Source organism: Klebsiella sp. KP20-425-1 (genome assembly GCF_025813515.1).
GTDB classification, from domain to species: domain Bacteria; phylum Pseudomonadota; class Gammaproteobacteria; order Enterobacterales; family Enterobacteriaceae; genus Klebsiella; species Klebsiella pneumoniae.
The window spans coordinates 496411-515569 of sequence record NZ_CP109614.1; the positions used below are offsets into that span (position 1 = coordinate 496411).

Genomic DNA, 19159 nt, shown 5'->3' on the forward strand with positions numbered 1-19159 from the left:
GAGTTGGTGTTGTTTTGCGCAACTGGCTGGGTGTATTGTAACCAATAGTCGATCCGGTACTTCGCTTTGCTGGATGGTCAGTCAGGAAGCATAAAGTGCGCCGCTGTTCTATTGCTACGCACAATAATGCATTCTTCAGCCATAATCATTGTAATTGTTCATCTTGTGAATTAAGGTCCAGGCGACGGAATAACGAAAGACTAAATTAACCATAATAAGGAGTTTAGGATGAAAGTTGCAGTCCTTGGCGCTGCCGGTGGTATCGGCCAGGCGCTTGCCCTACTACTTAAGACCCAACTGCCTTCAGGTTCAGAGCTCTCGTTGTACGACATCGCTCCGGTTACGCCGGGCGTGGCGGTAGATCTAAGTCATATCCCCACAGATGTAAAAATTAAAGGATTTTCCGGTGAAGACGCTACTCCGGCGCTGGAAGGCGCGGATGTAGTGCTGATCTCCGCGGGCGTGGCGCGTAAGCCCGGCATGGATCGTTCCGACCTGTTTAATGTGAATGCGGGTATCGTGAAGAACCTCGTGCAGCAGATTGCCAAAACCTGCCCGCAGGCCTGCATCGGCATTATCACCAACCCGGTGAATACCACCGTGGCTATTGCCGCCGAAGTACTGAAAAAAGCCGGCGTGTACGATAAAAACAAACTGTTCGGCGTTACCACGCTGGACATCATCCGTTCCAATACCTTTGTGGCTGAGCTGAAAGGTAAATCGGCAACCGAGGTGGAAGTCCCGGTCATTGGTGGTCACTCCGGGGTCACCATTCTGCCTTTACTGTCGCAGATCCCCGGCGTCAGCTTTAGCGATCAGGAAATTGCCGACCTGACTAAACGTATTCAGAACGCCGGTACTGAAGTCGTGGAAGCGAAAGCGGGCGGCGGGTCGGCGACCTTGTCGATGGGCCAGGCGGCTGCCCGTTTTGGTCTCTCTCTGGTTCGCGCCATGCAGGGGGAAAAAGGCGTGGTGGAGTGCGCCTACGTGGAAGGCGACGGCCACTATGCGCGTTTCTTCTCCCAGCCGCTACTGCTGGGGAAAAACGGCGTGGAAGAGCGACAGTCTATCGGCAAACTCAGCGCCTTTGAACAGCAGGCGCTGGAGGGCATGCTGGACACCCTGAAGAAAGATATCGCGCTCGGCGAAGACTTCGTCAACAAGTAATCTCGCCCTAACAGAAGAGCCGGAACCGCTGTTCCGGCTTTTTATTACCTCACTTTTCGCCCCAATGCGCCTGCTGCCGGGCAAATCTGCTAAAATCCCCGCGTTTTAAGCCACCAGCCATGAGGACAGTGTGAAAAAGATTGAAAGAAAGCAGACCCGGGACCAAATCGCGCAGATGATTCGCTACCAGATCCTTTCCGGTGCGATGAAGGCTGGGGATGAGCTGACGCAAGAGAGCATCGCGGAACAGCTGGGACTTTCACGTATGCCGGTTAGGGAAGCGCTGCAATCTCTTGAGCAGGAAGGGTTTCTGGTGCGCTTGCCTAACCGGCATATGCAGGTCTCCACCTTGGCCGTGGAGGATGTGAGCCATATTTTTCGCGTTATTGCGGTGATGGCCGCCGAACTCTTTGCCCTTGTGCCGGCGAATCAGGGGGAAGTGCTGCGCGCACGCGCGCAGGAGCTGGCGCGTCCGGGAGAGAATACGCGCGAACTGGCGTTCCATCAGCTGCTGATTTCCTATCTTGATAATCGCTATCTGGCGAAGGCGTATCAGCAATTTTTGGACGGTTATATTTCTTATGTCATTCTTTATCTGAAAGAGAATGGCCAGGAATCGGCTCTGATACTGAGCGAACTGGCCAACGCCATCGGCAATGGCGAAGGCGGAAAAATTGCCCAGACAACGCAGCGTTATTTCCTTATGCTTGCGGAAATTATGCGTCAACATATGAAGGATTGGGAAAGTGCAGAAGCCTAAATTAGGGAAAATTAAGCTTCTTTCCGCGAAGGAGCAGGTGGCGGCGGTGTTGCGTAAAGCGATCCTGTCGCGGGATTTAGTGGAAGGGCAGGAGATTACCCTTGAAGGGATTGCCCGACTGGTTGGCGTTTCCAGCATGCCGGTACGCGAAGCGTTTCAAATTTTAGCCGCCGACGGTCTGATTCAAGTGCGGCCGAATAAAGGCGCGGTGGTGCTGGGGATTAATGAGCAGACCATCCGCGAACATTATGAAATTCGCGCCGTACTGGAAAGTGAAGCCGTGGCGAAAGCTTCTCGTCCAGGGACCGATATTTCACGCATCGCCCAGGTTCACTATGCCGCAGAGAAGGCGCTGGCAGACAATAATTCTGCTGAATATTCCGACCTGAACCAGGCTTTCCATATGGAGATCTGGAGCGCGGCGGGCAATGAAAAAATGAAGATGCTACTCTGCAACATGTGGAACGGCCTGTCGATGGGACATAAAGTCACCGAAGAAGAGTATGCCGTTATCTCAATTCGCGAACATAAAGCGATTTTACAAGCGCTTGAGCAACATAACGAAGCACTGGCCCGCCAGCGAATGCATAAACATATTATTCGCTCGATGGAAAATATGCTCACTCGATACCTGCCCGATACCACCACCTGAAGGGCTCCTCCGCCAGCGACAGGCTGGCTTTTCTTACATTTATCTGCGCTATTAGTTACTTTTCGTGACGATCTGCACAGGATCTTGATGCAGATCTCATTGCGCGATCATTCCGCAAAAACGCATTGACTTACTTTTTGCATGGGAATAATTTCTCCTTCGTCAATATTGGATACAATATCATATATCATTGATAGGAAAAATTATAAGTATGGAACCTATTACCATCACCCTATGTTTGCTGGTGTTCGCTATCATCATGTTTGTCTGGGAGAAAGTGCCACTGGCAGTGACTTCCATGGTGGTTTGTGTGGCGTTAGTGCTCACCGGTGTATTGGATCTCAAGCAGGCGTTTGCCGGTTTTATCGACAGCAACGTCATTCTTTTTGTCGCCATGTTCATCGTTGGCGGGGCGTTATTTGAAACCGGGATGGCAAACAAAGTCGGTGGCGTGATCACCCACTTCGCCAAAACGGAGAAGCAGCTGATCTTCATCATTATGGTGGTGGTTGGCGTAATGTCCGGTTTTCTCTCCAATACCGGTACGGCAGCCGTTTTGATCCCGGTCGTTATCGGTGTAGCCGCCAAATCGGGATTCACCCGTTCGCGTCTGCTGATGCCGCTGGTGTTTGCTGCCGCGCTTGGCGGCAACCTGTCGCTGATTGGCGCCCCCGGTAATTTGATCGCGCAATCGGCCTTGCAGAATATCGGCAGCGGCTTCGGTTTCTTTGAGTATGCGAAAGTGGGCCTGCCGATGCTGGTCTGCGGCATCCTCTATTTCCTAACCATCGGCTATAAGTTTCTGCCTAATAACTCGAACAGTAGTGAGGTGGGCAGCATTGGCGAACAGCGGGATTACAGCCACGTTCCGCGCTGGAAGCAGATCCTGTCCCTGGTGGTGCTGATCGCCACGATCCTCGGCATGATTTTCGAAAAACAGACCGGTATTAGTCTGACGGTAGCCGGCTGCATTGGTGCCCTGGTGCTGGTCATCACCGGCGTGTTGACGGAAAAACAGGCTTATAAAGCCATTGATTCGCAAACTATTTTTATCTTCGGCGGCACCCTGGCGCTGGCTAAAGCGCTGGAAATGACCGGTGCGGGTAAGCTGGTTGCCGATCAGGTTATCGGCCTGCTGGGTAATAACTCCTCACCGTTTATGCTGCTGGTAGTGGTCTTTGCCCTCTCCGTGGTGATGACCAACTTTATGTCTAATACCGCCACCGTCGCGTTGCTGGTGCCGGTGAGTTTGTCGATTGCCGCCGGTATGGGCGCCGATCCGCGTGCGGTACTGATGGCGACGGTAATCGGTAGCTCCTGCGCCTATGCGACGCCGATCGGTATGCCTGCCAACATGATGGTGCTGTCGGCCGGGGGCTATAAGTTCGTCGATTACGCCAAATCCGGCATTCCTCTAATTATCGTTTCTACCATTGTCAGCCTGATCCTGCTGCCAATCCTTTTCCCTTTTCATCCGTAATTTACGGACGCTGTTCTGACTAAGGAGCCTTTATGAGCAAAAGTGAACAGATATCCCGCATGACCGACATTATGGCCAGGTTCGTGGGATATACCGGCAAAGTATTGCCTGATGACGTCACGGCCAAGCTGCAAGATCTGCATAAGAAAGAGACCAGTCAACTGGCCGATGTGATCTTCACCACCATGATTGAAAACCAACGTCTGGCGAAAGAACTGGATCGTCCTTCCTGCCAGGACACCGGCGTGATCCAGTTTCTAGTGGAGTGCGGCGCCAACTTCCCGCTGATCGGCGAGCTGGAAGCGCTGCTGCGCGAATCGGTAATCAAAGCTACCATCGATTCCCCGCTGCGTCATAACAGCGTGGAGACCTTTGATGAATACAACACCGGCAAAAACGTCGGCAAAGGGACGCCGACGGTATTCTGGGAGATCGTTCCGAATTCCGACCAGTGCAGCATCTACACCTATATGGCTGGCGGCGGCTGCTCGCTGCCGGGTAAAGCGATGGTATTGATGCCGGGCGCTGGCTATGAAGGGGTGACTCGCTTCGTGCTGGATGTGATGACCAGCTATGGCCTGAATGCCTGCCCGCCGCTGCTGGTTGGCGTTGGGGTGGCGACGTCTGTAGAAACCGCGGCGCTGCTGTCGAAGAAAGCGTTGATGCGTCCGATTGGTTCGCACAATGACAACGAACGTGCGGCATTGCTGGAAAAAATGCTCGAAGACGGCATCAACAAAATTGGCCTTGGCCCGCAGGGAATGTCCGGCAATACCTCCGTGATGGGCGTCAATATCGAAAATACCGCACGCCACCCTTCCACTATTGGCGTGGCGGTCAACGTCGGCTGCTGGTCGCACCGTAAAGGGCATATCGTTTTCGATAAAGACCTGAACTACACCATTACGTCTCACACAGGAGTGGCATTCTGATGACTAAAAAAATACTCACTACGCCCATTAAAGATGAAGATTTAGCGGATATTAAAGCGGGCGATATTATTTATCTCAACGGCCATATTGTGACCTGCCGTGATGTGGCTCATCGTCGCTTAATTGAGGGCGGACGTGAATTACCGGTAAACGTTGCTGGTGGCGCGATATTACATGCCGGGCCCATTGTGCGCCCGATTAAAGGTACGGAAGATAAATTTGAAATGGTCTCCGTTGGGCCAACCACCAGTATGCGCATGGAAAAATTTGAAAAAGAATTTATTGCTAAGACCGGTGTGAAATTAATCGTCGGCAAAGGCGGTATGGGCAAAGGAACCGAAGAGGGCTGTATGGAACATAAAGCCTTGCACTGTGTGTTCCCTGCCGGCTGCGCGGTAGTCGCCGCGGTCTGTGTGGAAGAGATTGAAGATGCGCAATGGCGTGATTTAGGCATGCCAGAAACGTTATGGGTTTGCCGGGTGAAAGAGTTCGGGCCGTTAATTGTATCGATCGATACTCACGGCAATAACCTGTTTGAGCAGAATAAAGTGATCTTTAATCAGCGCAAAGAAATTGTCGCCGATGAAATCTGCAAACACGTGAGCTTTATTAAATAACCCCGATTGAATATATCGCGCAGTAATGGCAGCGGCAGCTGACTGCTAAACCGAGGCTTCTGACCAGGCGGTCCGGGGAAATCCACTCTGCTGACGTGGGCTACCGTAAGCCATTATTGCGCTCCCCCCAAAGGCCATTTTATGACTGACAATGCCATCCTGTTAGGCGAAGGCTTCACCCTGATGTTTCTCGGCATGGGCTTTGTGCTGGTGTTCCTGCTGCTGCTCATTTTCGCCATCCGGGGAATGTCCCTCGCCGTCAACCGCCTGTTTTCCGAGCCGCCCGCCGCCCCCAAACCGGCGCCGGCCGCCGTCGCGCCCGCCGACGATTTCGCCCGCCTGAAGCCGGCGATTATCGCCGCCATTCACCACCATCGCCGTCTTCACCCTTAATTCACGGAGGAATTCATGACCGTTGCCATTACCGATGTCGTCCTGCGCGACGCCCACCAGTCCCTGTTCGCCACCCGTCTGCGCCTTGACGATATGCTCCCCGTCGCCGCTCAGCTGGACGACGTCGGCTACCGCTCGCTGGAGTGCTGGGGCGGCGCCACCTTTGACGCCTGCATCCGCTTTCTCGGCGAGGACCCGTGGGTCCGCCTGCGCGAGCTGAAAAAGGCGATGCCGAAGACCCCGCTGCAGATGCTGCTCCGCGGCCAGAACCTGCTCGGCTACCGCCACTACGCCGACGACGTGGTGGAGCGCTTCGTGGAGCGCGCCGTCAAAAACGGCATGGACGTCTTCCGCGTCTTTGATGCCATGAACGACCCGCGCAACATGCAGGCCGCCCTGCAGGCGGTCCGCCGCCACGGCGCCCACGCCCAGGGCACCCTCAGCTATACCACCAGCCCGGCCCACACCCTGCAGACCTGGCTCGACCTCACCGAACAGCTGCTGGAGACCGGCGTTGACTCCGTCGCCATCAAGGACATGTCCGGCATCCTCACCCCGCATGCCGCCTTTGAGCTGGTCAGTGAAATCAAGAAGCGCTACGACGTCACCCTGCACCTGCACTGCCATGCCACCACCGGGATGGCGGAGATGGCGCTGCTGAAGGCCATTGAAGCCGGGATCGACGGCGTCGACACCGCCATCTCCTCGATGAGCGCCACCTATGGCCACCCGGCCACCGAAGCGCTGGTGGCCACCCTCGCCGGCACACCGTACGACACCGGCCTCGATATCCACAGGCTGGAGAGCATCGCCGCGTACTTCCGCGAGGTGCGCAAAAAATACCACGCCTTCGAAGGCCAGCTGAAAGGCACCGACAGCCGTATCCTCGTCGCCCAGGTGCCGGGCGGGATGCTCACCAACCTTGAAGGCCAGCTGAAGCAGCAGAGCGCCGCCCACCGTCTGGATGAGGTGCTGGCGGAAATCCCCCGCGTGCGCGAGGACCTCGGCTTCATCCCGCTGGTGACCCCGACCTCGCAGATTGTCGGCACCCAGGCGGTGCTCAACGTGCTGGGCGGCGAGCGCTACAAAACCATTGCGAAGGAGACTGCCGGTATCCTGAAAGGCGAATACGGCCACACCCCGGCGCCGGTTAACGCCGCCCTGCAGGCGCGGGTGCTCGACGGCGCCGACGCCGTCACCTGCCGCCCGGCGGATTTACTCAAGCCGGAGCTGGCCGCGCTGGAAGCGGATGTGAAACGCCAGGCGCAGGAGAAGGGCATCACGCTTGCCGAAAACGCCATCGACGACGTGCTCACCGTGGCGCTGTTCCCGCAGCCCGGCCTGAAATTCCTCGAAAACCGCCACAACCCGGCGGCCTTTGAGCCGGTACCGCAGGCGGAAGCCGCGCAGCCAGTGGCAAAAGCAGAAAAACCTGCCGCCTCCGGCGTCTACACCGTGGAGGTGGAAGGCAAAGCCTTTGTGGTCAAAGTCAGCGACGGCGGTGACGTCAGCCAGCTGACGGCGGCTGCTCCTGCCTCTGCACCCGCCGCTGCCGCCCCGGCCGGCGCCGGTACCCCGGTGACCGCCCCGCTGGCGGGCACTATCTGGAAGGTGCTGGCCAGCGAAGGCCAGACGGTGGCCGCAGGCGAGGTGCTGCTGATTCTGGAAGCCATGAAGATGGAGACCGAAATCCGCGCCGCGCAGGCCGGGACCGTGCGCGGTATCGCGGTGAAAGCCGGCGACGCGGTGGCGGTCGGCGACACCCTGATGACCCTGGCGTAAGGAAAAGGAACGGAAATGGAAAGTCTGAACGCCCTGATTCAGGGCATGGGGCTGATGCACCTCGGCGCCGGCCAGGCCATCATGCTGCTGGTCAGCCTGCTGCTGCTCTGGCTGGCGATTGCGAAGAAGTTCGAGCCGTTACTGCTGCTGCCGATTGGCTTCGGCGGCCTGCTCTCCAATATCCCGGAGGCCGGGCTGGCGCTCACCGCCCTGGAGAGCCTGCTGGCTCACCACGACCCGGCGCAGCTGGCGGTGATTGCCGCGAAGCTCCACTGCGCGCCGGACGTCCACGCCATCAAAGAGGCACTGGCGCTGGCCCTGCCGTCGGTACAGGGGCAGATGGAGAGCCTCGCGGTGGACATGGGCTACTCCGCCGGGGTGCTGGCCATCTTCTATAAGGTGGCGATTGGCTCGGGCATCGCGCCGCTGGTCATCTTTATGGGCGTCGGGGCGATGACCGATTTCGGCCCGCTGCTGGCTAACCCGCGCACCCTGCTGCTGGGGGCGGCGGCGCAGTTCGGGATCTTCGCCACCGTGCTCGGGGCGCTGACGCTGAACTACTTCGGCATCATCAGCTTCACCCTGCCGCAGGCGGCGGCCATCGGCATCATCGGCGGCGCCGACGGCCCGACGGCGATTTACCTGTCGGGCAAGCTGGCGCCGGAGCTGCTGGGGGCCATCGCGGTGGCGGCGTACTCCTATATGGCGCTGGTGCCGCTGATCCAGCCGCCGATCATGAAGGCGCTGACCACGGATAAGGAGCGGAAGATCCGCATGGTGCAGCTGCGCACGGTGAGTAAGCGGGAGAAGATCCTCTTCCCGGCGGTGCTGTTGCTGCTGGTGGCGCTCCTGCTGCCGGACGCCGCGCCGCTGCTGGGGATGTTCTGCTTCGGCAACCTGATGCGCGAGAGCGGCGTGGTGGAGCGGCTGAGCGATACGGTGCAGAACGCGCTGATCAACATCGTCACCATCTTCCTCGGGCTGTCGGTGGGGGCCAAGCTGGTGGCGGACAAGTTCCTGCAGCCGCAGACGCTGGGGATCCTGGTGCTGGGGGTGATCGCCTTCTGCGTGGGGACCGCCGCCGGGGTGCTGATGGCGAAGCTGATGAACGTGTTCAGCCGGCACAAAATCAACCCGCTGATCGGCTCGGCGGGGGTGTCGGCGGTGCCGATGGCGGCGCGGGTGTCGAACAAGGTGGGTCTGGAAGCGGACGGGCAGAACTTCCTGCTGATGCACGCCATGGGTCCGAACGTGGCGGGGGTGATCGGCTCGGCGATCGCCGCCGGGGTGATGCTCAAGTACGTGCTGGCGATGTAAGCCAGCCTGTTCCCGCGGCTGGCAAGCCGGCCGCGGAGATTTCTCATAAGGAGACGGTGATGAATGAAGGCATAGCATGCTGTCCGGAAAACCGGACATCAACACGGGAGGCGGTGGTTGACGCCATGCTGGCGTCAGGCGATGAACTTGCACAACTGCAGCCGGCGCTGAACCTGCTTTCGCCCCCGCTGAACGCCACGCCTGGTGAAGCGCTGCTGGCCAGCTGTTATGAGGCCGGCGCTGACCACAACGCTGAGGAGGCAACACGGGCGGTGAGCGCCTTACCGGCGGCGGTCGTGCGCTCTGCGACGCCCTCGCTGCAGCGCAGCGGTCTGCTGTGCATGGCGGCCGGGGCGCTCAGCGCCCGGCAACTTCCACTGACGCACAACCGGCTGTGTGACGTGGCGGGGCAGTTCGCCCGCGCTATCCCTGAAGGCGATGAAGAGGCGGGCAGTGGATTTTATACCGTGCGCAGCGTGTCCCTGCCCGTCTACCGGCGGCTGCGGCGGGATAACCATTCTCACAGCGTCTGTCTACAGCAGGCGCTGCTGCATTTGCTGGCCTGGAAGAGTGATTCGCCCTGGGCGCGGCAGCAGGCGCAGCGTCTGCTCTGGCAGGGTGGCGTGCTGGGTGAGAAGGGGGAATTTGCGCTACTGACGCTGGATGATGAGCTTCGCGAGCGACAGATAGTCTGGCCCGCGCTGAGATCGCTGCTGGCGGTGACCGGGTTTCTGGTCAGATTCCCGGCCGGTCCGGTATTTAGCGATTAACGTGGCTCCCCAAACGGGGAGCCGTTTAGTTGGTGGCCGGGTATTCCTGGACGGCCATATGGAGCGTGATTTTCTTATCATCACGCATGATGACCACCGGAATTTCCGATCCCGGGCGGATCTCGGCCACCTGATCCATCGTCTCCAGCGCCGAGACGGCGGGTTTGTCATTCACGGAGATGATTACGTCGTTGGCGCGGATCCCGGCTTGCGCCGCTGGACCGTCCGGGGCCACATCGTTAACGACGATCCCCTGAATCTGATCGATCCCTCCGCCCTGCGCGTGCAGCGGGGCGATCTCCCGGCCGCTAATGCCGATATAGCCGCGGATCACCCGGCCATCGCGGATCAGTTTATCCATAATTTTGGTCGCTAACTGGAACGGGATCGCAAAGCCAATGCCTTCCGGCGTTTCGCCGTCATTGCTCTTGTCAAAGGAGAGGGTGTTAATCCCCATCAGCTCGCCGAGGGAGTTCACCAGCGCCCCGCCGGAGTTACCGTGGTTGATCGAGGCGTCAGTCTGCAGGAAGTTCTGGCGGCCGGTCGGATTGAGGCCAATGCGCCCTGTGGCGCTGATAATCCCCTGGGTGATGGTCTGCCCCAGGTTATAAGGGTTGCCAATCGCCAGCACCACGTCGCCGATGTGCGGCGTGCGTTTCGGATTGATCGGGATCACCGGCAGCCCGCCGGTAGCATTGATCTTGAGCACGGCGAGATCGGTGAGGGAATCGGATCCTACCAGCAGCGCTTCGAAGACGCGGCCGTCCTGCAGGGCGACGATAATCTGATCGGCATCGTTGATAACATGCTTGTTGGTCAGAATATAGCCGCGCTGATCCATAATCACCCCTGAGCCAAGCGTCAGCTGATTATGGCTGGTGCTGTTCAGGGCGCGGTTATAGACGTTCACCACGGCGGGCGCCGCGCGGCGCACCGCGGCGTTATAGCTCGCCGGGGAGTCGTCTGCCGTATCGTTCTGGGTAGTCGGCGCCAACTGCCACTGGCGCAGCGAGGGCATCAGGGCCAGCAGCAGACCCCCGACAAGCAAACCGATGAGTACTGAACGTAATAACTTTCCAGGCATGATGCAGATATCGTTAATGAATGGTCAGGCGCAGCATAGCATGAGTTGTCCGGACATCGCACATGGCGGCAATGCCCGGAGAGACAATCAGCGCAGCAGCAGATAGATGCTTTCGTTGCCGCGGATCACGTTCAGGGCGATGACCGGCGGTTTGCCTTCGAGCGCTTTGCGCAGTTCGGCAATTGAGTGAATACGCTGCCGGTTAAGGCCAATGATAATGTCATCTTTATGTAGGCCGACCTGGGCGGCGGCGCTGCCTTTATCCACATTATCGATCACCACTCCTTTGGTGCCATCTTTCATCTGGCCGTCGCTGAACGAGGCCCCCTGCAGCGCCGGGATAATCAGTTCCGCGCTGGCGGTTGAGGAGGTGCTCTTATCCAGGGTCACTTCGACATCGACCGGCTTTCCGTCGCGCAGCAGGCCCAGTTTGACCTTGGTACCCGGCTCGGTGGTGGCGATCCGCGAACGCAGTTCGGCGAAACTGTTCAGCGGTTTGCCGTTCAGACTCACGATGACGTCCCCGGATTTAATCCCCGCTTTGGCGGAGCCGGAGTTTGGCAGGACTTCACTGACGAAGGCGCCGCGCTGAACGTTGAGATTCATCGCTTTGGCGATGTCGGCGCTCATTTCCATGCCTTTAATGCCCAACAGGCCGCGCTTGATTTCGCCAAACTGAATAAGCTGGTCGGCGAGGGTTTTCGCCATATTGCTTGGAATGGCAAAGCCGATGCCGATGCTGCCGCCGCCCGGCGCGAGGATCGCGGTGTTGATCCCGATAAGCTCGCCGTTGAGGTTCAGCAGCGCGCCGCCGGAGTTGCCGCGGTTAATCGAGGCGTCGGTCTGAATGAAATTCTCCAGCCCTTCAAGGTTCAAGCCGCTGCGGCCAAGGGCAGAGATAATGCCGGATGTGGCGGTCTGGCCAAGGCCGAACGGGTTGCCGACGGCGACGGCGAAGTCGCCGACGCGAAGTTTATCAGAGTCAGCAATGGCGATTTGCGTCAGGTGGTCTGGCTTAATCAGCTGCAGCAGAGCGATATCGCTCTGTTCATCGCTCCCGACCAGTTTGGCATCGAACTCACGGCCATCGTTCAGCTGGACGCTGATCTTCTGCGCCTGATTGATGACGTGGTTATTGGTCAGCACATAGCCTTTCGCCGCGTCGATGATAACGCCGGAGCCGAGCCCTTCAAACGGCTGCGCCTGCTCCTGCGGGGCGTTATCGCCAAAATATTTTTTCAGCTCTTCCGGCATATTGAGCGTCGGCGAGGCGGTGCCTTCCACCTGTACGCTAACTACCGCCGGCAGAACCTTTTCCAGCATCGGCGCCAGGCTTGGTAACGCGCCCTGGCCGGGCACCTGAGTCGGTAAGGATGCCGCTGCCGGAGGCAGGACCGACAACGATAACCCAATGCTTAACGCTAACGCACTCAACAGCAAAGTCTGTTTCTTCATTAGATGCTGGCTCTCGTAACCTGAGGTGTATGGAAAAATGTCCTGAATAACCTGATGTTATTGAATTTTTGCTCAGGTAACAACGTGGGGACTGGTTTAAATTGTAGCCGGGAAGTGGGGGAAGGAGCGGGCGCGACGGGCGCGCCCGGAGAATATTTTAATCGCAGCGAGGCTTAATCGCGTTTTGCGCCTCCGCGCAGTAAACCGGATGCGCCCTCGGAGTAGTCGCGCGGCATCTGGACCGGCGCCTGATCGTTACTGGCTTCAGACTCTTCCAGACGGTTGCGGAACGGGTTGGCGTCTGCCATCGAGTCCGGCAGCAGGTTGTTAGAGCTTTTCGCCATATGCTGATATAGCTGACGATAGTCGTGCGCCATGTTATCCAGCAGTTCGGCGCTACGCGCAAAGTGGCTCACCAGCTCTTCACGGTACTCTTCAAGCTCGGCTTTATTCTTTTCCAGTTCGTACTGCAGCGCCTGCTGTTGGCGCAGTTTGCGGTTGCCGAAACGCATGGCGACGGCACCAATGATGATACCGACGACTAACCCAATTAGCGCGTATTCCCAGGTCATGAACATCTCCCGTTGTATTGTGGTTCCGTAGGGTGGCTCTTAGGCTCTCCGCCTGCGCCCGATAGTGCCACTATAACCGCTAATTCCACAGAAGTGGAATCCTGGCGTATCATCGCGTAGTGTAGAACGGCCTTTTTTTCGTCAATCGTGAGCTTCGGCATTACGGTTTTCAAGGAATAACAATTAGATCATGCAAAGCCTGTCTCCAACATCGCGTTACCTTTTAGCCCTGAAAGAGGGCAGCCATCAACCCGACGACGTCCAGCAAGAAGCGGTGAGCCGCCTTGATACCATTTACCAGGAACTGCAGACGCAGCCCGCGCCGGTCGCGTCAGGCGGCGGTTTGCGCGCGAAATTCGGCAAACTGCTGGGTAAGCGCGAGCCAGCAGCCGGGACGGCACCTGTCCGCGGCCTGTATATGTGGGGCGGCGTGGGGCGAGGCAAAACCTGGCTGATGGACCTGTTTTACCAGAGCCTGCCGGGCGAACGTAAACAGCGCCTGCATTTCCATCGTTTCATGCTGCGCGTACACGAAGAGCTGACCACCCTGCAGGGACATAGCGACCCGCTGGAGATCGTCGCCGACCGCTTTAAAGCGGAAACCGACGTGCTCTGTTTCGACGAGTTTTTTGTCTCCGATATTACCGACGCCATGCTGTTGGGCGGGCTGATGAAAGCCCTGTTCGCCCGCGGCATCACCCTGGTGGCGACCTCCAATATTCCGCCGGATGAACTCTATCGCAATGGCCTGCAGCGGGCCCGTTTTCTGCCGGCGATCGACGCCATCAAGCAGCATTGCGATATTATGAACGTCGATGCCGGCATCGATTATCGGCTGCGTACCCTGACGCAGGCGCACCTGTGGCTGTCGCCGCTGAATAACGACACCCGCGAACAGATGGATAAATTGTGGCTCGCGCTGGCGGGCGCGCCGCGCGCTGCCGGGCCGACGCTGGAGATTAACCATCGCGAGCTGCCTACCCTCGGCGTAGAAAACCAGACGCTGGCGGCGTCATTCGCCACGCTATGCGTGGATGCGCGCAGCCAGCATGACTATATCGCGCTCTCCCGACTGTTCCATACGGTGATGCTGTTCGACGTGCCGGTGATGACCGCGCAGCTGGAGAGCGAGGCCCGCCGCTTTATCGCTCTGGTGGATGAGTTCTACGAGCGCCATGTAAAGCTGGTGGTCAGCGCGGCAGTGCCGCTGTACGACATTTACCAGGGCGAGCGGCTGAAGTTTGAGTTCCAGCGCTGTCTCTCGCGTCTGCAGGAGATGCAGAGCGAAGAGTACCTCAAACGTCCGCATATGCCCTGACAGGGGACTTTTTCAGGCGGATTCAGGGCCGCAAGGCCGCCCCGGGCGCGGCCTGAAAAATCTCATAAAGGGGTCGATCTTTGACCCCGACTTCTCTATAATCTTGCGACCCCACGTTACGAGAAGGTTTTTTTCCCGAAACTTTCTATGCGCCGGCATAGGCTATTCGAAGGGGTAGGTTTGCTGGACAATGTCGTGTGAACCTCAACTGACTAAACGTTTGGGTGTTCACCAACGTGTAACTTATTATTTGGGTAAGCTTTTAATGAAAACTTTTACAGCTAAACCAGAAACCGTAAAACGCGACTGGTATGTTGTTGACGCGACCGGTAAAACTCTGGGCCGTCTGGCTACTGAACTGGCTCGTCGCCTGCGCGGTAAGCACAAAGCGGAATACACTCCGCACGTTGATACCGGTGATTACATCATCGTTCTGAACGCAGAAAAAGTTGCTGTTACCGGCAACAAGCGCGAAGACAAAATGTACTACCACCACACCGGCCACATCGGTGGTATCAAAGAAGCGACCTTTGAAGAGATGATTGCCCGCCGTCCTGAGCGTGTGATTGAAATCGCGGTTAAAGGCATGCTGCCAAAAGGCCCGCTGGGTCGTGCTATGTACCGTAAACTGAAAGTTTACGCGGGTAACGAGCACAACCACGCGGCACAGCAACCGCAAGTTCTTGACATCTAATCGGGATTATAGGCAATGGCTGAAAATCAATACTACGGCACTGGTCGCCGCAAAAGTTCCGCAGCTCGCGTTTTCATCAAACCGGGCAACGGTAAAATCGTTATCAACCAGCGTTCTCTGGAACAGTACTTCGGTCGTGAAACTGCCCGCATGGTAGTTCGTCAGCCGCTGGAACTGGTCGACATGGTTGAGAAACTGGATCTGTACATCACTGTTAAAGGTGGTGGTATCTCTGGTCAGGCTGGTGCGATCCGTCACGGTATCACCCGCGCTCTGATGGAGTACGACGAGTCCCTGCGTTCCGAACTGCGTAAAGCTGGCTTCGTTACTCGTGACGCTCGTCAGGTTGAACGTAAGAAAGTCGGTCTGCGTAAAGCACGTCGTCGTCCGCAGTTCTCCAAACGTTAATTGTTTTCTGCTCACGCAGAACAATTTGCGAAAAAACCCGCTTCGGCGGGTTTTTTTATGGATAAAACGGCTGTTATCCACAAGCATAGCGCCGGTTCTCGCCACTTTTTCAGCATTTCCAGAATCCCCTCACCACAACGTCTTCAAAATCTGGTAAACTATCATCCAATTTTCTGCCCAAATGCTGGTGATTGTTCATTTTTTGTTTTATTCGTGAACGAAGGTGACATCGCGCTAATGGGGTTTTTACATCTGGCTGGTCATGAGTGGCCGGCAGCAGTACAAAATTCTGAATATACCTGGAGGTTTTCATGGCTGTCGCTGCCAACAAACGTTCGGTAATGACGCTGTTTTCTGGTCCTACTGACATCTATAGCCATCAGGTCCGCATTGTGCTGGCCGAGAAGGGTGTCAGTTTTGAGATAGAGCACGTGGAGAAGGATAACCCGCCTCAGGATCTGATTGACCTCAACCCGAATCAAAGCGTACCGACGCTGGTGGATCGTGAGCTCACTCTGTGGGAATCCCGCATCATTATGGAGTATCTGGATGAGCGTTTCCCGCACCCGCCGTTAATGCCGGTTTATCCGGTGGCGCGTGGTGAAAGCCGCCTGTATATGCAACGTATCGAGAAGGACTGGTATTCGCTGATGAACACCATCCAGAGCGGTACCGCAGCGCAAGCTGATGCTGCGCGTAAGCAGCTGCGTGAAGAATTGCTGGCCATCGCGCCGGTCTTCACCCAGAAACCTTACTTCCTGAGCGATGAGTTCAGCCTGGTGGACTGCTACCTGGCGCCGCTGCTGTGGCGTCTGCCGGTTCTTGGTGTGGAGCTGGTTGGCGCTGGCGCGAAAGAGCTCAAAGGCTATATGACTCGCGTATTTGAGCGTGATTCCTTCCTCGCTTCTTTAACTGAAGCCGAGCGTGAAATGCGCCTCGGTCGGGGCTAAATAATGGATGTATCACAGCTGACGCCGCGTCGCCCGTATCTGTTACGGGCGTTTTATGACTGGCTGCTGGATAACCAGCTGACGCCGCACCTGGTGGTGGATGTGACGCTGCCGGGCGTGCTCGTGCCGATGGAGTACGCGCGCGATGGGCAAATCGTTCTCAATATTGCCCCGCGTGCGGTAGGCAATCTCGAGCTGGCGAACGACGAAGTGCGCTTCAACGCGCGCTTTGGCGGGGTACCACGCAACGTGTCTGTCCCGCTGGCTGCGGTACTCGCCATCTACGCCCGTGAGAACGGCGCTGGTACGATGTTCGAACCGGAAGCGGCCTATGACGAAGACGTCAGCAGCCTCAACGATGATGACGTCGCGCCGGAGAGTGAAAGCGATACGGTGATGTCGGTGATCGATGGCGATAAGCCGGATAATCACGACGACGATCCTGACGACACGCCGCCGCCGCGCGGTGGTCGCCCGGCGCTGCGCGTGGTGAAGTAAATCCCTTCTCTGACAGGCCCTGCGGGGCCTGTTTTTTTGTCTGTCCGCTTTGTTAACTCTGCCACAAACGAGGCGTCCCATGGCTGGTATCGTCATCGCCACAGGTAGTTTTTAGGGAGCAGACATGTCTTTACTCGCACAACTGGACCAGCGTATCCGTCATCATGGCGGATTAATTGTCTCCTGCCAGCCGGTGCCGGGCAGTCCGCTGGATAATCCCGCTATCGTCGCGGCAATGGCGCTGGCGGCTGAGCAGGCGGGAGCGGTAGCGCTGCGCATCGAAGGCCTGGCCAACCTGCAGGCCGTTCGTCCGTTAGTGACAGTGCCCGTTATTGGGTTGATCAAACGCGATTTGCCCGATAGCCCGGTGCGTATTACGCCATGGCTGGAAGATATCGACGCGCTGGCGCAGGGCGGAGCGGATATTATTGCTATTGACGGCACCCAGCGTCAGCGTCCGGCGTCAGTGTCGGCGCTATTAGCAGAAATTCATCAGCTGGGAAAAGTGGCGATGGCCGATTGCTCATCTCTCGACGATGCTCTCGAGTGCTGGCAGTTGGGGGCTGAGATTGTCGGGACGACTCTCTCCGGCTATACCGCAGAGGAGACGCCGGATGAGCCGGATCTGGCGCTGGTGCAATGCCTGAGCGTTGCGGGCTGCAGAGTGATTGCCGAAGGGCGCTATAACACGCCTGCCCAGGCGGCGGAGGCGATGCGTTGCGGCGCGTGGGCGGTGACCGTCGGCTCGGCGATTACCCGCCTGGAGCATATCTGCGGCTGGTATAATACGGCGCTGAAAGCGGCGGTTTGCCCGGCGAATGAGCAATAAAAAAGCCCGATGACGTTAACCATCGGGCTTTTATGCGTGAGGCTCCGGACCTAATCAGACTTCAAGGTAGTTGAGGATCCCGTCCGCCGCTTTACGGCCTTCGGCAATCGCGGTGACCACCAGATCGGAACCGCGAACGATATCGCCACCGGCGAAGATTTTCGGGTTGCTGGTCTGGAAGGCGTTTTCGCTGCCTTCCGGGGCGATAATACGGCCCTGGGAGTCCAGCTCGACGCTGTGCTTCGCCAGCCACTCCATGCTGTGCGGACGGAAGCCAAACGCCATGACTACGGCGTCAGCCGGCACCACGTGCTCAGAGCCGGGGACGATCTCCGCGCGGCGGCGGCCCTTCGCATCCGGCTGGCCCATTTCGGTGCGCGCCATCTTCACGCCGCAAACCTTACCGTTGGCATTCACTTCCACGCCCAGCGGCTGGACGTTAAACTGGAACTCAACGCCTTCTTCGCGCGCGTTTTTCACTTCGCGTTTTGAGCCAGGCATGTTCTCTTCGTCACGGCGATAGGCGCAGATCACGTGCGCCGCATTCTGACGGACGGAGGTGCGTACGCAGTCCATCGCGGTGTCGCCACCGCCGAGCACCACCACGCGTTTGCCTTCCATGCTGACATAGGGCTCATCGGCGGTTTCACCAAAGCCCATGATCTGCTTAGTGTTAGCGATAAGGAACGGCAGCGCGTCGTAAACACCCGGGGCGTCTTCGTTGTCCAGTCCACCGCGCATCGACTGATAGGTCCCGACGCCGAGGAACACCGCATCGTACTCCTTCAGCAGGTCGTCGAGCTGCACGTCGCGGCCCACTTCGGTATTGAGTTTGAACTCAATGCCCATGCCGGTGAAGATCTCCCGGCGGCGGGTCATCACCTCTTTTTCCAGCTTGAACGCTGGGATACCGAAGGTCAGCAGGCCGCCGATTTCCGGATGGCGGTCAAATACCACCGCCTTGACGCCGTTACGGGTCAGCACGTCGGCGCAGGCGAGGCCCGCCGGGCCAGCGCCGATGATCGCGACGGTTTTACCGGTCGGCTTCACGTCGGAGAGATCCGGACGCCAGCCCATCTCGAATGCCTTATCGTTGATATAGCGTTCGATGTTGCCGATGGTCACCGCGCCGAACTCATCGTTCAGCGTACAGGAGCCTTCACACAGGCGGTCCTGCGGGCAGACGCGCCCGCAGACTTCCGGCAGAGTGTTGGTTTGATGCGACAGCTCGGCCGCTTCAAAAATACGCCCCTCGTTGGCCAGCTTCAGCCAGTTCGGGATGTAGTTATGCACCGGGCACTTCCATTCGCAGTACGGGTTGCCACAGGAGAGGCAGCGATCCGCCTGCGCCTTGGCCTGGCCTTCTGAAAACGGCTCGTAAATTTCCACAAACTCAATTTTACGGATCTTCAGCGGTTTCTTTGGCGGATCAACGCGCTGCAGGTCGATAAATTGATAAACGTTCTGACTCATCTTAACCC

General features: G+C 57.8%; 21 protein-coding genes. 17 read left to right on the top strand and 4 right to left on the bottom strand.

Annotated elements, in window-relative coordinates:
- Positions 1-228: 228 nt before the first annotated feature.
- From mdh to OHJ17_RS02445, 10 genes are all read left to right on the top strand, one after another.
- Entirely contained in the window at positions 229-1167 is a 939-nt protein-coding gene (gene mdh / locus OHJ17_RS02400) for a malate dehydrogenase (protein WP_002918570.1), read from the top strand.
- A gap of 130 nt (positions 1168-1297) precedes the next feature.
- Complete coding sequence (locus OHJ17_RS02405) at positions 1298-1927, top strand: GntR family transcriptional regulator (protein ID WP_009309620.1); 630 nt, start codon at positions 1298-1300, stop codon at positions 1925-1927.
- Positions 1914-2579 carry a GntR family transcriptional regulator gene (locus OHJ17_RS02410; RefSeq protein ID WP_032433617.1) on the top strand — a complete coding sequence of 222 codons (666 nt, stop codon included), beginning with the start codon at positions 1914-1916 and terminating at the stop codon, positions 2577-2579. The genes OHJ17_RS02405 and OHJ17_RS02410 overlap by 14 nt, the downstream gene beginning before the upstream one ends.
- Positions 2580-2790: 211 nt before the next feature.
- Positions 2791-4059, top strand: coding sequence for an SLC13 family permease (locus OHJ17_RS02415; protein WP_004181428.1), 1269 nt, complete (start codon positions 2791-2793; stop codon positions 4057-4059).
- Positions 4060-4091: 32 nt separating this feature from the next.
- Positions 4092-4991, top strand: coding sequence for a L(+)-tartrate dehydratase subunit alpha (ttdA, locus tag OHJ17_RS02420; RefSeq protein ID WP_004181427.1), 900 nt, complete (start codon positions 4092-4094; stop codon positions 4989-4991).
- On the top strand, positions 4991-5608 hold the full coding sequence (gene ttdB, locus OHJ17_RS02425) for a L(+)-tartrate dehydratase subunit beta (RefSeq protein ID WP_004188410.1): 618 nt from the start codon (positions 4991-4993) through the stop codon (positions 5606-5608). The genes ttdA and ttdB overlap by 1 nt, the downstream gene beginning before the upstream one ends.
- Before the next feature lie 141 nt (positions 5609-5749).
- Positions 5750-6001 carry an oxaloacetate decarboxylase subunit gamma gene (locus tag OHJ17_RS02430; protein ID WP_032433615.1) on the top strand — a complete coding sequence of 84 codons (252 nt, stop codon included), beginning with the start codon at positions 5750-5752 and terminating at the stop codon, positions 5999-6001.
- A gap of 15 nt (positions 6002-6016) precedes the next feature.
- Complete coding sequence (oadA, locus tag OHJ17_RS02435; protein WP_250949999.1) at positions 6017-7783, top strand: sodium-extruding oxaloacetate decarboxylase subunit alpha; 1767 nt, start codon at positions 6017-6019, stop codon at positions 7781-7783.
- A 15-nt stretch (positions 7784-7798) separates the two neighbouring features.
- Positions 7799-9100: an oxalacetate decarboxylase subunit beta gene (locus OHJ17_RS02440; protein ID WP_004181423.1), complete on the top strand. Its 1302-nt coding sequence runs from the start codon at positions 7799-7801 to the stop codon at positions 9098-9100.
- 59 nt (positions 9101-9159) lie between these two features.
- Positions 9160-9870 (top strand): triphosphoribosyl-dephospho-CoA synthase, encoded by a 711-nt coding sequence (locus OHJ17_RS02445; RefSeq protein WP_014906866.1) that lies wholly within the window; start codon positions 9160-9162, stop codon positions 9868-9870.
- Between the two features lie 25 nt (positions 9871-9895).
- On the opposite strand, the gene degS is transcribed toward OHJ17_RS02445, so the two are convergent.
- The 3 genes from degS to zapG all read right to left on the bottom strand — a co-directional run bounded on the left by degS (position 9896) and on the right by zapG (position 12981).
- Positions 9896-10954, bottom strand: a complete 1059-nt coding sequence (gene degS / locus OHJ17_RS02450) for an outer membrane-stress sensor serine endopeptidase DegS (protein ID WP_032433611.1) — start codon at positions 10952-10954, stop codon at positions 9896-9898.
- A gap of 87 nt (positions 10955-11041) precedes the next feature.
- Positions 11042-12409 (bottom strand): serine endoprotease DegQ, encoded by a 1368-nt coding sequence (degQ, locus tag OHJ17_RS02455; protein WP_004174125.1) that lies wholly within the window; start codon positions 12407-12409, stop codon positions 11042-11044.
- Between the two features lie 173 nt (positions 12410-12582).
- On the bottom strand, positions 12583-12981 hold the full coding sequence (gene zapG / locus OHJ17_RS02460) for a Z-ring associated protein ZapG (protein ID WP_002918565.1): 399 nt from the start codon (positions 12979-12981) through the stop codon (positions 12583-12585).
- A 190-nt stretch (positions 12982-13171) separates the two neighbouring features.
- Between zapG and zapE the strand changes: the two genes are divergently transcribed.
- The 7 genes from zapE (at position 13172) to OHJ17_RS02495 (ending at position 17678) form a co-directional block, all read left to right on the top strand.
- Positions 13172-14299 carry a cell division protein ZapE gene (gene zapE / locus OHJ17_RS02465; RefSeq protein ID WP_004144945.1) on the top strand — a complete coding sequence of 376 codons (1128 nt, stop codon included), beginning with the start codon at positions 13172-13174 and terminating at the stop codon, positions 14297-14299.
- A 265-nt stretch (positions 14300-14564) separates the two neighbouring features.
- Complete coding sequence (rplM, locus tag OHJ17_RS02470) at positions 14565-14993, top strand: 50S ribosomal protein L13 (RefSeq protein ID WP_002918559.1); 429 nt, start codon at positions 14565-14567, stop codon at positions 14991-14993.
- A gap of 15 nt (positions 14994-15008) precedes the next feature.
- Complete coding sequence (rpsI, locus tag OHJ17_RS02475; RefSeq protein WP_000829818.1) at positions 15009-15401, top strand: 30S ribosomal protein S9; 393 nt, start codon at positions 15009-15011, stop codon at positions 15399-15401.
- A gap of 57 nt (positions 15402-15458) precedes the next feature.
- A complete protein-coding gene (locus tag OHJ17_RS02480) occupies positions 15459-15743 on the top strand; it encodes a hypothetical protein (protein ID WP_135801240.1) in 285 nt (94 codons plus the stop codon).
- Entirely contained in the window at positions 15713-16351 is a 639-nt protein-coding gene (gene sspA / locus OHJ17_RS02485) for a stringent starvation protein SspA (protein WP_002918467.1), read from the top strand. The genes OHJ17_RS02480 and sspA overlap by 31 nt, the downstream gene beginning before the upstream one ends.
- 3 nt (positions 16352-16354) lie before the next feature.
- A complete protein-coding gene (gene sspB / locus OHJ17_RS02490) occupies positions 16355-16849 on the top strand; it encodes a ClpXP protease specificity-enhancing factor (RefSeq protein ID WP_004188423.1) in 495 nt (164 codons plus the stop codon).
- 124 nt (positions 16850-16973) lie between these two features.
- Entirely contained in the window at positions 16974-17678 is a 705-nt protein-coding gene (locus tag OHJ17_RS02495) for an N-acetylmannosamine-6-phosphate 2-epimerase (protein WP_004188425.1), read from the top strand.
- A gap of 54 nt (positions 17679-17732) precedes the next feature.
- On the opposite strand, the gene OHJ17_RS02500 is transcribed toward OHJ17_RS02495, so the two are convergent.
- Complete coding sequence (locus tag OHJ17_RS02500) at positions 17733-19151, bottom strand: glutamate synthase small subunit (protein ID WP_002918461.1); 1419 nt, start codon at positions 19149-19151, stop codon at positions 17733-17735.
- Positions 19152-19159 lie beyond the last annotated feature (8 nt).

Coding starts and splice junctions, on each gene's coding strand:
- mdh (WP_002918570.1), top strand. CDS start 229: ATGAAAGTTGCAGTCCTTGGCGCTGCCGGTGGTATCGGCCAGGCGCTT.
- OHJ17_RS02415 (WP_004181428.1), top strand. CDS start 2,791: ATGGAACCTATTACCATCACCCTATGTTTGCTGGTGTTCGCTATCATC.
- ttdA (WP_004181427.1), top strand. CDS start 4,092: ATGAGCAAAAGTGAACAGATATCCCGCATGACCGACATTATGGCCAGG.
- ttdB (WP_004188410.1), top strand. CDS start 4,991: ATGACTAAAAAAATACTCACTACGCCCATTAAAGATGAAGATTTAGCG.
- OHJ17_RS02430 (WP_032433615.1), top strand. CDS start 5,750: ATGACTGACAATGCCATCCTGTTAGGCGAAGGCTTCACCCTGATGTTT.
- oadA (WP_250949999.1), top strand. CDS start 6,017: ATGACCGTTGCCATTACCGATGTCGTCCTGCGCGACGCCCACCAGTCC.
- OHJ17_RS02440 (WP_004181423.1), top strand. CDS start 7,799: ATGGAAAGTCTGAACGCCCTGATTCAGGGCATGGGGCTGATGCACCTC.
- OHJ17_RS02445 (WP_014906866.1), top strand. CDS start 9,160: ATGAATGAAGGCATAGCATGCTGTCCGGAAAACCGGACATCAACACGG.
- degS (WP_032433611.1), bottom strand. CDS start 10,954: ATGCCTGGAAAGTTATTACGTTCAGTACTCATCGGTTTGCTTGTCGGG.
- degQ (WP_004174125.1), bottom strand. CDS start 12,409: ATGAAGAAACAGACTTTGCTGTTGAGTGCGTTAGCGTTAAGCATTGGG.
- zapG (WP_002918565.1), bottom strand. CDS start 12,981: ATGACCTGGGAATACGCGCTAATTGGGTTAGTCGTCGGTATCATCATT.
- zapE (WP_004144945.1), top strand. CDS start 13,172: ATGCAAAGCCTGTCTCCAACATCGCGTTACCTTTTAGCCCTGAAAGAG.
- rplM (WP_002918559.1), top strand. CDS start 14,565: ATGAAAACTTTTACAGCTAAACCAGAAACCGTAAAACGCGACTGGTAT.
- rpsI (WP_000829818.1), top strand. CDS start 15,009: ATGGCTGAAAATCAATACTACGGCACTGGTCGCCGCAAAAGTTCCGCA.
- OHJ17_RS02480 (WP_135801240.1), top strand. CDS start 15,459: ATGGATAAAACGGCTGTTATCCACAAGCATAGCGCCGGTTCTCGCCAC.
- sspA (WP_002918467.1), top strand. CDS start 15,713: ATGGCTGTCGCTGCCAACAAACGTTCGGTAATGACGCTGTTTTCTGGT.
- sspB (WP_004188423.1), top strand. CDS start 16,355: ATGGATGTATCACAGCTGACGCCGCGTCGCCCGTATCTGTTACGGGCG.
- OHJ17_RS02495 (WP_004188425.1), top strand. CDS start 16,974: ATGTCTTTACTCGCACAACTGGACCAGCGTATCCGTCATCATGGCGGA.
- OHJ17_RS02500 (WP_002918461.1), bottom strand. CDS start 19,151: ATGAGTCAGAACGTTTATCAATTTATCGACCTGCAGCGCGTTGATCCG.